Annotated in this window: 11 protein-coding genes; 7 read left to right on the top strand and 4 right to left on the bottom strand. The window is 47.1% G+C overall.

The window, feature by feature from the left end; all coding sequences use genetic code 11:
- The first annotated feature begins 278 nt into the window (after positions 1–278).
- On the top strand, positions 279–1,421 hold the full coding sequence (locus C7M51_RS02505) for an iron-containing alcohol dehydrogenase (protein WP_160620216.1): 1,143 nt from the start codon (positions 279–281) through the stop codon (positions 1,419–1,421).
- On the opposite strand, the gene C7M51_RS02500 is transcribed toward C7M51_RS02505, so the two are convergent.
- The gene (locus C7M51_RS02500) at positions 1,418–2,239 is read right to left on the bottom strand and encodes a Cof-type HAD-IIB family hydrolase (protein ID WP_160620214.1); all 822 of its coding nucleotides are present in this window, start codon (positions 2,237–2,239) and stop codon (positions 1,418–1,420) included. The two genes, C7M51_RS02505 and C7M51_RS02500, sit on opposite strands and share 4 nt — an antisense overlap.
- Positions 2,240–2,875: 636 nt before the next feature.
- Between C7M51_RS02500 and C7M51_RS02495 the strand changes: the two genes are divergently transcribed.
- From C7M51_RS02495 to C7M51_RS02470, 6 genes are all read left to right on the top strand, one after another.
- Positions 2,876–3,475, top strand: a complete 600-nt coding sequence (locus tag C7M51_RS02495; protein WP_160620212.1) for a LuxR C-terminal-related transcriptional regulator — start codon at positions 2,876–2,878, stop codon at positions 3,473–3,475.
- A gap of 40 nt (positions 3,476–3,515) precedes the next feature.
- Positions 3,516–4,058 carry a fimbrial protein gene (locus tag C7M51_RS02490; RefSeq protein ID WP_160620210.1) on the top strand — a complete coding sequence of 181 codons (543 nt, stop codon included), beginning with the start codon at positions 3,516–3,518 and terminating at the stop codon, positions 4,056–4,058.
- Between the two features lie 56 nt (positions 4,059–4,114).
- A complete protein-coding gene (locus tag C7M51_RS02485) occupies positions 4,115–4,798 on the top strand; it encodes a fimbrial biogenesis chaperone (protein ID WP_160620209.1) in 684 nt (227 codons plus the stop codon).
- 46 nt (positions 4,799–4,844) lie between these two features.
- Entirely contained in the window at positions 4,845–7,379 is a 2,535-nt protein-coding gene (locus C7M51_RS02480) for a fimbria/pilus outer membrane usher protein (RefSeq protein WP_160620207.1), read from the top strand.
- Entirely contained in the window at positions 7,370–7,891 is a 522-nt protein-coding gene (locus C7M51_RS02475; protein ID WP_160620205.1) for a fimbrial protein, read from the top strand. Before C7M51_RS02480 ends, C7M51_RS02475 begins: the two co-directional genes overlap by 10 nt.
- 179 nt (positions 7,892–8,070) lie before the next feature.
- Complete coding sequence (locus C7M51_RS02470; protein ID WP_341874754.1) at positions 8,071–8,928, top strand: fimbrial protein; 858 nt, start codon at positions 8,071–8,073, stop codon at positions 8,926–8,928.
- A gap of 91 nt (positions 8,929–9,019) precedes the next feature.
- Here the strand turns inward: C7M51_RS02470 and C7M51_RS02465 are convergent, their stop codons facing one another.
- From C7M51_RS02465 to C7M51_RS02455, 3 genes are all read right to left on the bottom strand, one after another.
- Positions 9,020–9,523, bottom strand: a complete 504-nt coding sequence (locus C7M51_RS02465; RefSeq protein ID WP_160620203.1) for a DUF4234 domain-containing protein — start codon at positions 9,521–9,523, stop codon at positions 9,020–9,022.
- A gap of 397 nt (positions 9,524–9,920) precedes the next feature.
- On the bottom strand, positions 9,921–10,253 hold the full coding sequence (locus C7M51_RS02460; protein WP_160620201.1) for a DUF6694 family lipoprotein: 333 nt from the start codon (positions 10,251–10,253) through the stop codon (positions 9,921–9,923).
- Positions 10,254–10,461: 208 nt separating this feature from the next.
- Complete coding sequence (locus tag C7M51_RS02455; RefSeq protein ID WP_244323790.1) at positions 10,462–12,369, bottom strand: glycoside hydrolase family 3 protein; 1,908 nt, start codon at positions 12,367–12,369, stop codon at positions 10,462–10,464.
- Positions 12,370–12,511 lie beyond the last annotated feature (142 nt).

The following is a 12,511-nucleotide window of genomic DNA, read 5'->3' as shown; positions in this document are numbered from 1 at the left end:
CGGTGAATAACCGCTGAAGGTACGGCTTCTGCTTTTATGCTACGTTGCGCATTAGCCATCGGCATAAACAGAACAGGCGGCCTGAAAACCGAATCCTGCTGTTACCGATAACATGTTAACGGTAACATTTTGTCGCGGGAATGCAGGCGGCAGGCAGAATTAACGATCTGCGAAGACGATCAACTTTTTATCGTATCGTTAACATCTGTCGACGTTATCTCGCTACAGGCTGATCGTTAAACTGTCACTCTTTCAATCATAGTGCTGCGGAGATAAACGTGTTAATCAGCCAGACCATCGCCAATCGGCAAACTTTTTTCGGACGCGGCAGCCTCAAAACGTTGCTCCCGCTGTTGCAACAGCCCACTCTGCCTACGCTACTGTTTTGTAGCGCCTCCTTTCTTAAAGGGCCTCACTACGCAGCGATACGTGCGCAGCTGGATCCGCTGCTGGCTGGTTGTGAAATTGTGGCTCATGAGGCTTCGCCTGATGATATCGACCGATGGGTTACGCGCTGGCGTGGGCGCGTTGAACGTGTCGTGGCTATCGGTGGCGGCAGCGTAATGGATGCGGCAAAAGCCTTTGCGGCCATCAGTCAGCATCCGCTAAACACGCTACGTTACCTGGAGAAAGTTGGTGATACGCCCGTTAGCGGTGCAACCTTACCGCTTATCGCTATTCCTACCACCGCCGGAACAGGCAGCGAAGTAACGCAAAACGCTGTTATCACCGATAAGACTGAAATAAACGTTAAGGCTTCTCTGCGCCACGCCAATTTTGTTCCGCAGGTTGCTATTCTTGATGCCAGTCTGCTGGACGGCACGCCAGATAAGGTTCTCGCCTGCTGCGCTATTGATGCGTTTACCCATCTGTTTGAAGCCTGGCTGTCAGCAAAAGGGAATTTTTTTACGCGCCAGACGGCGCTTAACGGCATGCGACATTTTATCACCGCATGGCCAGCGCTTAACCGACAGGATCGGCAGGGTGAAGACGCACGTGAGGCGATGCTGTTAGCCTCCTGGCTGGGTGGACTGAGCCTGAGTATGGCGGGTCTGGGCGTTATTCACGGTATCGCCGGTGAGCTGGGCGCAATTAAAGAGGAACATCACGGTGAGGTTTGCGGGCGATTGCTGTTTCCCTTCCTGACGTTACTGGCTAAAAGCACGCATCCGGAACAGCAGGCACTCATGACCGAACTTCAGCTGGCGCTGTTTGGCACGCCCCATCCCTCTCCTGCTGACTATTTAAGTCAGTGGCTAAAACAGCAGGCTATTTTGCCGTTCTGGCAGCAGAAGCCTGCACTGAACGCCGCAGAAATTGAGTGGATCGTCGCGCGTGCCAACAGTAAAAATGCCCTGGTCAGCTACAGTGAAGCCCAGCTGCGCTGGATGCTGGAACAGGCCTGGGACTGCACGGCTTAATCAAACGGATAACGCCCCTCCAGCAACTGCTGAATCACCTCCAGCACGCCTTCATCATTATTTGAAGGCGCCTGATAGCGCGCCGCACCTTTAACCCGTTCCGGCGCGTTAGCCATAGCAAAGCCAAAACCGGCCTGCTTCAGCATTTCCAGATCGTTGCCACCATCACCGAATGCCACAACCTGTCGATCGTCAATTCCCCAGCGCTGCTGTAAAAGCCGCAGCCCGTGAGCCTTATGCAGACCGGGAATGATCAGATCGACCGAACCGTGACCGCTGGTGACGGCAGTCGCTACGCCAGCGTGATAGCGTTCAATATCGGCCATTAGCGTTGGAACATATTCATCAGAAAGATTAAGGGCGAATTTGAACAAACGATCGTCGATCTCTTCCAGTCGCGCTACCGGCTGAAGCCGATGGCAATAGCGGCGCATCTTTTCCACATAGGCCGCTGGCACATCAGAAAAATACCATGCGCTTTGATAACCGCAGAGTATATAGTTCAAATCGGGATAATCGCCGCGCACCAGCGTATCAATGACTTTTGGTATATCCTGGCGCGCGAACTCACCGACAAAAAGGTCCTCTCCCGCCTCTACAATATAGGCACCATTTTCCGCCACAAAAGCGATTTCATCTGCGATATCCGGGAAAAAAGAACGGAGTTGATAATACTGGTTGCCGCTGGCAACAACAAAACGAATGCCACGCGCTTTAAGCTGCGCATACTGTTGCCGGAAGCGTTCACGGTTGTAATTTTTGTCGTCATCGAGAAAAGTACCGTCCATATCGACAGCAACGAGCCTGATATCTGCCATAGTGTCTCCCTTTTGCCTGATGTTCTTACCTTAGCTTAGCGATTTTCTACAGGCTATTCGCCTGTTAACAGAAAAACTGTGCGCAATAATATCTGTCGGGCAACCGATGAATACGGCACAGCCCCTCCCCTCCTCTGTCGCCAGCAGGCGCTTAATCAACCTAATCGAACAACAAATTATCCAGAAAATCACAACCGCCGGGATGACGCCACTTGCTCCAGACTGGCAGCAGATAAACCGCCTGTCTGTTTATTATTCAGCAAAACCATCGTCTCCTGACATAAGAAAGCTTAACGATTAAAACAAGAGTCACTTTCAGTTAAATATTTATTTCCATTTACTCATTGTAGATAAATCCTAATGAAAATAATGAGTTCCATGGGGGAATTAGGAATTTTCCGCTAAAAGTCTTATGACTATCTCAGTGAATAATCATTAGAAAAAGAAAAAATCGCTCACCAATGGCAGTTAAAAAAACTAAAAATTAATGATTTTCAGCAGCATTTATTGTAAAAAACTTAAATTACCGATCAGTTTGAAATTATATGCTGTTTAATTGTTAGCAATGACGTTTTATTGATTGGGAAAAGAGAAAAACATTACATTAAACACAGGTCGTGAAGGAGTAATATAAAAATGATACTTACCCTGAAAGAACGTAAAGATATTGCGATTCTGGACCCTAATAATTTTACCCGTCAGGGTATTGCTGCACTTTTACTGGAATTAGATGAACATATTACTATCAAGGCCTCGGTCCGTAGCTATGATGTGTTATATATGGTTCTGGATAAATGGCATATCAATATGCTTTTTATTTCAGAAAACATAGCAGGGCAATCTGGTTACAGTTGTTTAGCCTGCTTAAAACAAATAAAAAAAGATTACCCGGACCTGACGATATGTCTGTATTCAGAAGAATATATTCCGTCACACTGGCTAAGAAACAATATAGATGCATTTTTTTCGCTAAAAGATGCAATGCCGGTCTGGCAGGCAAAAGCGTCAAGCATCTTAAAAAATTTTCGCCGGCCTGCTAAATATGTTGCTTCTCGCCTGCATCTTACGCAGGCGGAGTGGCAAATTTTGAACGCGCTTAAAAGCGGCCATTCATTAACGGCGATCGCACAAAAAGAGAAGCTCTCTTATCATCGCGTGAGCGCCTTAAAAGTCTCAGCAACAAGGAAGCTGGGGTTGAAAAACAAGGCGGATTTACTGGTTTTTTTAAGCCATTAACTCTCCGCCTGTCAGAAACATGATCGTTAAAGGGAAAGAAATGAAAAAAAAATTAAAAAAATATCTACCGTCAAAAACGCTATTATCTGCCAGCCTGACCGCAATGTCTTTCATCACCGGTACAGCCTGGGCTAATACAGGAACGGTAGAATTCAGCGGCAGCATTGTGAATTCAGCCTGTGTTATTGCAGGCGATAACGTCACCTTAAATGTGGATATGGGATCGGTAGGTAGTAAAACCTTAGCGGGGGCCAACAGCGAATCACCGATAAAGAAAAGCTTCACCATCAATTTGAACGGCTGTGACAACTCAGTGCTAAAAGGCGTGGTGGTTACTTTCAACGGTACACCAGATACAACGGACACCACCGCGCTGGCCACCAGCGGCGATGCCCAAAAGGTAGCCATCCGCTTCTACGATACTGATGGGTCCAGGCTCAACTTAGGCGCAGCATCAAAATCCGTTACTTTAAACGCTGCCACTACGCCACTGACCTTTAAGGCCACGCTCATTTCACCGGCAGGGAGCGCGACGCCAGGTAGTATCACCGCGACGGCAACCTATACCCTGACCTATGCCTGATTGATAAGTCCGATCGCAAGATCGGACTTCACTTTCTTATTTCAACGGAATGAACTATGCGGTTATTACCCATCATGTTTTTACTGGCCGCTTTTTCCTCTTACTCAGAAGCGAAAGCTGGCGGAGTGGGATTAAGTGTTACCAGAATGGTCTATTTAAGTTCGGTGAATCAAGCTTCATTAAGCCTTCGAAATACCAATAAATCGGATCCGTTTCTTATTCAGTCATGGATAGAAAATGAACAGGGAGAACGCAGTAATGATTTTGTGATAACGCCACCGCTATTTGTATTAAAACCATCATCTGAGAATGCGCTAAAGGTTATTTTCAGCGGCAAGCCTAAATATAAAGACAGGGAAACGCTCTATTGGCTAACGGCGAAAGCCATCCCGCAAACGACAGAAGATACGCATAAAAGCGTACTGCATTTTGCTTCAGCAAGTCGAATTAAATTAATTTATCGCCCGGCTGAATTATCCGCCCAGGCAGATAAGGCCTGGAAACTTATTACGGGAGAGCTTCACTACAATCGCCTTATTTTAAAAAACCCTACTCCCTATTACATTACGCTTATTGAGCTAAACGTAGATGGTAAAACGGTGAAGCCACGTATGCTTGCACCTAAAAGTGAGACTGAACTGGAAGGGGAATTTCCGCTGGCCAAACAGTTCTCCTATCGCACGATCAATGATTACGGCGCATGGACAGCCGAGGTTACACAGCAATTAAAATCATACTGACGCTTTCATTAATTTAAAACAGCCCTGACAAGGAAACAGAACCATCGTGAAGCCCGGAGTCCTGTTTGTTCTGATTAATTTGACATTATTCGGAACCAGCGCCTGCGCGCAGAGCGGCTTGCGCTTTAATCCCGCCTTTTTAAATGGGGAACACGAAAATAACGCCGATTTAAGCTGGTTATTGGCAGGATTAGATTTTCCTCCCGGCGACTATGATGTGACGGTATTTATTAACGAAAATTACGCCTTCACCGGCAAGGTCTTATTTAAAATGAACGAACAGCAGGGCGAAAAACAGCTCACGCCCTGTATTACGCCGGAACAGTTAGCCGCAACAGGGATAGACGTCAACCAGGCACCGGAAGCCGCCAGTAGTGGTCCTCAACGCTGTTATGTTCTTTCCCGGTTTTTTCCCGGCATAACTTTCAACTTTGATCAAAACAACCTTACCCTCAGATTTACGGTACCACAGCGCTATATAAAAAAGCTGCCGCGCGGCTATACCAGCCCGGAACTTTGGGAAGATGGGATTACTGCCGCCTGGCTTAATTATGTTGCTAACGGCTCGCATAATGTCTCTCGCGGAACAAGGCGCACGCGGCAAAATCGAATTTTTACCAGTCTGAACAGCGGTATTAATTTCGGCCCGTGGCGTTTTCGCGACTATTCTACCTGGACCAGCAGCAACGGGAAATCTCAGTTAACGCACATCCGCTCCTGGTTACAACGTGACGTACCAGCTATACAGTCACAAATTTGGCTTGGCGAAACTTATACTTCCTCACAAATTTTTGATGCCGCAGGGCTACGCGGACTTGCGCTCAGCTCCGATGATAATATGTTACCAGCCAGCCTGCGCGGTTACGCGCCGGAAGTACGCGGTATCGCCAACAGCAACGCCATCGTAACGGTACATCAGAACGGCAATATTGTTTATCAAATCTCGGTGCCGCCTGGCGAATTTATTTTACGCGATCTTTACCCGGCATCTTCCGGCGAAGATTTGCTCGTTACCATAAAAGAAGAGGACGGCAGCGAAAAGCGTTACAGCATTCCTTTTTCCAGCAACCCTAACCTGGTTCGGGCCGGGCAGCTTAAATATTCCCTCGCTCTTGGTCGTTATCGCCCAACAACCAATCAAAGCGATCCGCTTTTTTTCCACGGCGAAGCTTTTTACGGCTGGCGTTACGGGTTAACCTTTTTCGGCGGGACGCAAATTTCCCCGCAATATACTGGTCTGGCGTTGGGCGTAGGACAAAATATGGGGCGGTTGGGTGCGTTCTCGCTGGATGCCACCCACAGCATCAGCCAGTTGCCAAATGATAATACTTACAACGGTAATGCTATTCGTCTGCGTTACAATAAACTGATTTATCAGGCGGGAACCCGAATAAATTTTTACTCGTGGCGCTTTTCTACCAAAGGGTTCTACACCCTGAACGATACCACTTATAAAAAAATGGCGGGCAGCGGAAATACGCTCACCGATAATAATAACAATGAGTCGATCTATTATCAGAATAACGTCAATCTGAGCCTGACACGCAAGGCGAAAAATCAGGTTCTTCTTTCCCATCCGTTACAACGTTTTGGCACGCTATCACTTTCATGGGAAAAACAAACCTACTGGCACACCGATAAATCGACAGAAGGTATCCAGTTTGCCTGGCACAATACGCTGCAAAATATCACCTGGGGCATTAACTATCAGCAAAGCACCATGCTCTTTGACAGCAAAAAGGATAACATTATCGCCCTTTCCCTTTCCGTCGCGTTAGGGAAACCAACCAATCTAACGCGCCTGCGTTACTCCCATACGCATTCAACCAGCAGCGGCAATACTCACAGCGCTGGCCTGAGCGGTCATTTACCGGAACAAAATAATCTTACCTATAACCTTAACCAACGCTATAACGCACGCCGGGAATATGGTGGTGATATTGCCATGCAGTATCGGGGAACAACCGGCGACTATTATCTCAGCTATGGTTATTCCCCCCATTCCCGGCAGTATAATTACGGCGTTAGCGGCGGAGCGGTTCTGCATGCCGACGGCGTTACGCTAAGTCAGCCGCTGGGTAATACCAATATATTAATCAAGGCGCCAGGTGCCGCCCATGTCAGTATCAGAAACTATCGCGGCATTAAAACGGACGGGCGCGGTTATGCGGTTATCCCTTACGCCACGCCATACCAGCTTAACCGGGTTGAAATGGATATCACCACCGCAGGCCATGAAGTAGAAATAAATAATGCCATCGTTAATAAAGCCCCTACGGAAGGCGCGCTGGTCAGAGCGACGATACCGGTACGTGTAGGGATGAAAGCCATGTTTATCCTGCGTCACCAGAATGGCGTTCTGCCTTTTGGCTCAATCGTTACGTTACAGAATGAAAAGCCTAACTCAGGTATCGTCGGTGACGGCGGCAGTCTCTATTTATCCGGTTTGCCGTTACAGGGGAAATTACTTGCCGTATGGGGCCAGGATACCGATAAATTCTGTACGGCTGAGTATCAGCTCAGCAAGTCTTATTACCGCACCGTAACCGGCCTTTATTCCCAGGAACTGATATGTCGCTAAGCCGCCAGATAATATTTTCAGGCCTGCTGTTTTGTGCCCTTCCTTATCGCGTACAGGCTTACGATACGATGATTTCCGCCAGCGGAAATATTGTTGGTAACGGCTGCACAATAGCAACAGACAGTAAAAACCTTAATGTGCCTTTAGGTGAAATCGGCATGCGTAATTTTACTATTTCCGGTAATCGAATCAGCCCGGCCAAATCATTTTTTATTAACCTGGAAGACTGCTCCTCTACTTTTCGTGGCGTCAGAGTGCTGTTTATCGCTACGCCGGATCCTCACAACCCTCAGTATATTAAAGTGGATGAAGGCGGCGCCAGCGGAGTAGCGATACAGCTGCTGGATAAAAATGAAGACCCCGTCGCGCTAAATACGCACACGCCGACTTATGGATTGACCGGGGAGGATACCGTACAGATTAAATTTTACGCCCGCCTGATTGCCACAGAGGCACAGGTGAATGCAGGAGCCGTTTCTGCCGTCGCAACCTGGATGCTGGAGTATCAATGAACACTTTCTCTTTTCGCTTAATTTTGCGCCTCGCTGCATTATGGTTCAGTCTGATTAGCCATGTTTCCGCAATGGAGAAATTTACTGACATCATTCTGTCGCCTCTGCCGTTGCACTATTCTGCCGCAGCAGAGGCTATCCTTCCCGGCAATATAATGGGCGTAACCTGGACCGAAAAAATGGAAATTGATGAAGTTATCTGGTGTGACTTCATTATTATTTGCGCAAGGGGAACGGTTGAGCCATCAGGCACGATTAAATCTGCCGGTTTTTCGGTTATGCTAGATGGTGCCCGGTATAATGTTTTCGAAACCAGCATACCTGGGATAGGTTATATAGTAGCGGTAAAAGATTATCACGCGTCTAACTATATTCCTTTACAGATGTCAACGTCACAGACTTATCCAGTCGGAGATGCCGGGAGTATTTATGCCCCTTCACTGGGCTGGACGGTCAAAGTGACTTTTGTTAAAACAGGTGAGAAACTGCAGTCGGGATCGCATCGATCGCCGCTGATCCACGTTGCGGTATTAACCGCCTATGACAGCACTAACACCAGCATAACGGCTAATGTTTATATCAATCCAACCAGCTTTATCGTGAAAGCCGCTGGCTGTACCATTAATACCGACAGTATTGACCTTGATCTTGGTGATATCAATGTGCGTGAACTACCTGCTATTGGCAGTACCTCGCCTGCCGCCAGTTTCACTATTGATGTTGACTGCGATGAAAATATTGCTTTAAACGCAGTCGTAACGGATCAAAGTAATCCGGAAAACCGATCTTCCGTGGTTTCACTTACCGGTACGTCTACTGCGGCTGGTGTGGGAGTAGAATTTTTTTATGATGGTACAGGGCCGCTCAAACTGGGCCCGGACAGCGCCTCACGCGGTACGGCTAATCAATTTTTTATTCAGCATATTGGTCAGGCCCAGCGGCTCTCTTTGCCGTTTCAGGCGCGCTATATCCGTACTGGTGAACTGACGCCGGGTTCAGCCAATGCGTTAGCCAGCGTGACATTTTCCTATCAGTAAAAGCATGATGCCAGCGAAAGCCCCTGTTATCAGGGGTGCCCGCTGGTCATCATTTATTCGTAATGCCGCAGCTAACCTCAACTGGAAAATGTTAAATTTTTTGTTTCCCGGTAAGAATTAAATGCTTTTGATAGTTTTTTTCCATTCGATTAATACAATAGAGAATATAGTAACCACCAAATATAAAAGTATAAAAACGATTCATTTTTAAATCAAACCGAAACTCTTTTAATGCATATAATTGCATAGCATCTCTTACTTTAAACGCCCAAACTACTTGCATAGTAAGTTTAAGAAGGAAAAATAGTATCTCCAGCCGTTCTGCCCATAATACTATAGTACTATCGGTGTAACCCGGCACAGGGTAGCTAAATTTAAATAAAGTGCAATACATACCTATACCTGCGACTATAGCCAACCATACCGGGAAGTCTTTATGAATAAATGACGCACCCATAACCCTGGCCATTTTTGCCTGGTATAAATACATCCACATCATCTCATAGAAACCGCAGGTTAACACAGAGAGTGTAATAAAGGGGATAATCCTGGTGTTAATCTCATTTTTTAGCGCATTTATATTATTATCTTCCATAATCATATCCTTGATATATTATTATCCTGCTTACATTAGCCGTCTGAAATACAACCTCAAAAAACACACAAACCCTGACTAAAAAAATCAATGTGTAATAATTAACAGCAGACGATAATCTCGTCTTGTTTTATGCTGCTATTACTAATGAAGATGTCATTTTATTGAGGAGTAGTAGGCTGTTTTATTACCAAATTGTTTTATACACGGATTCGATTTTTTTGTCGCAACCTTAACCCGGCATAATAACTCGCTCAATAATAAAACCATTGGCCTTCAGGTACAATGGGGAAATAGCTATAAAAAACCCGCCTTTCAGCGGGTCTGAACAATTTTTTATTGGCTCCGTTCCGGCGCTTAGCGGTTACGCCAGAGGTTGAGTCAGCAGGACCTGTTGTTATTGCTGTAACTCTTTTTCAGCCATAATTTTTTTCGCTTCCGCAATAACCTCCTCGCCCGTTTTACCGGCAAATGCTTCACGCATTTTTTCAGCCAGCGAGTCATCGTTGGCACCTTCCATACCTTTGCGTAGCAATTCACCCAGATTAATGCTACTCAAAGCTACTACTTTCAGCGCGTTGTCAAATTCATCTCTTTTATTCTCAGGAAGCGCCTCTCTGACTTTCACAATAGACGTTTTCATCGTCTCATCAGTAGTCGCATCAATCGTGGGCTTATCACATCCGGTCAGCAATAGCGCCAGCAAACTTACTGCCAAAAATTTTTTCACGTGGTTCTCCTCAGAGGTAAATTTAGGAGTAATCCTAACATCGGAGGCGTGATTCATAAAAGCATAGCGATACTATTGCCGGTTAATGAGTTTTTTAAAGTGCGTGAGTAAAACGATACGTGCGGTGATACCGACAGATCGGAGAAGCTTTTCTTAATCTGCACGATAAAATGAAAAACGGGCCTGTTCCCAGGCCCGTATGGAAACGTTATAAAATCCCTGCTCCGATGGGAAATAAGGGATCGTCGCTGTCATGAGCGACATCTTCTTTCTGATCCAGCACCGCCTGCCAGCTGGAAGGCAGCTCGAACGGCATTTTGCCCTCGGCTTTGCTCTTACCGGTAATCACATCCAGCACCGCCTCATCAGAAGCGCCGAAGTTCGCCAGCAATACATCGGTTTTATCAACAATATTGGTGAGAATGACCGGGCGATCGATATATACCGAAATGACGGTAGGAATATTGAGCGCTTCTATCTGCTTAATCAGCTGATAATCTTCACTGCCGCTGTAAACATCAGATAACTCATCCAGCACGACGCTGTCATCATCTTCAAACCCAAGCTGTCCAAAATTAACTGAGCCAAAGGGATAGTGCGGTTCATTCTGATGTGGCGTATCAACACGCAGGATAGCGATCTCTGCCTGCTCAGGGCTTTCCACAGCCTGCAAGCCATAGCGGGCAGCAACGGTGGCGTTAACATTGTGTAAAAAGACTTTTTTACCGCTCAGCGCCAGCGGCAACAAACCATTATTATTTTGCAGCAGCACCTGCGAACGGCGCTGGGCCACATCAGCTTTTTGCTGGAATAGCGTGTTACCTACGATTTCAAGGGCTTTATCTTCATTAACGAAGGGTTTTTCAAACAGTCCCAGATCAAATTTCTGCTTCATGATGCGGACAACCGACTCGTCAATACGCGTCACAGGGATCTGTTGTTGATTAATGGCCGCAATCAGATCGCTGGAATTAGTTGTGCCACCGAACTGATCCATACCCGCTTCGATCGACTTCACCACACGCTCCTGGCGTGTCAGGTTTTCCACGCCCCACGACATGCCAATTCCGGCTTTCCACGGTGAAACTCCAGCGGCCACTTCTTCATCACTGATACCCGTTGCGCACTGCCCAATACAGTCCTCCAGGATCCCCCAGTCGCTGAGAATAACGCCCTTAAAGGCGAAACGTCCGCGCAGCATATCGGTTAATACCTGCTTGCTGTAACCAAAACCGACTTCCTCAATCTGCTGCCCCTGATACCACAGGCCGATCGGCTGTCCGTAGTAAGGCATAACCGACGCCACGTTAGCGGCAAACGCGCCTTCAAACGGCACCAGGTGGTATTCCAGGTTATCGCCCGGATAGACCTGCTCTTTACCATAGATATTATGGGGATCCAGTCCCCGGAGCTGCGGGCCACCGCCAGCAAAGTGCTTGACCACGGTAGCTACGCTGTCCGGCTTCAGACCTTCAGCACCTTGCTGAAAACCTTCAACGTAGGCCTGTACCATTCTTTTGGCAATCTGATTATCCTCGCCAAAGGTTCCGTTAATACGTCCCCAGCGCGGCTCGGTGGCAAGATCGGCCTGCGGCGACAGCGCCATATGGATGCCGACAGCGCGATATTCCTGACGGGCGATATCGCCGAAGGTTTTCACCAGTTCAGCATCATTAATCGCCGCCAGCCCCAGGGTTTCCGGCCACTGGGAGAAGCTGCCTGCCGCCACGCTGGTTGCATTAGGATCGTTAACAAAATGATGGCGCGGATCGGTACTGATAGTAATCGGTATCCCCAGCCGGGTTTCTTCCGCCAGTTCCTGTAACTTATTATTGTCCGCTGAGATATAGCGAGGATTCCCGGCCATACGGGTAATGAAGGTATTTACAAATCCTTGTTTAATCTCTTCCTGAGTGGTGTCGAAATCGACACGTCCTTCATCATTGAGCGTAATGGTGCCATGCATCATCGCTCCTGCTTTTTCCTCGACGCTCATTAATGAGGTAAGCGCCTTTGCCCTGGTTTCACTGTCAAGGCGCCAGTCTTCATAGCTATCAAGCTTGCCGTTCTTATTTAAGTCTTTGAATTTAAGTCCGTCTACCGTAAGCAAGTTCACATTGCGTGCTTCAAGTTCGGCCTGTTTTGTTGTTTGTTCCGGGGGATGTTCAGTGCTGTTGTCACACCCGGTCAGGGCGGAGATGAATATCCCACTAAATATAAGAGCTGATTTCCTTTTTAAAATCATATGACAACTCCAT

Origin of the sequence: Mixta intestinalis, assembly GCF_009914055.1 — a bacterium.
Taxonomy (GTDB): Bacteria; Pseudomonadota; Gammaproteobacteria; order Enterobacterales; family Enterobacteriaceae; genus Mixta; species Mixta intestinalis.
Note: the sequence above shows the minus strand (reverse complement) of the source record. Positions and strands in the feature narration are given on the sequence as shown.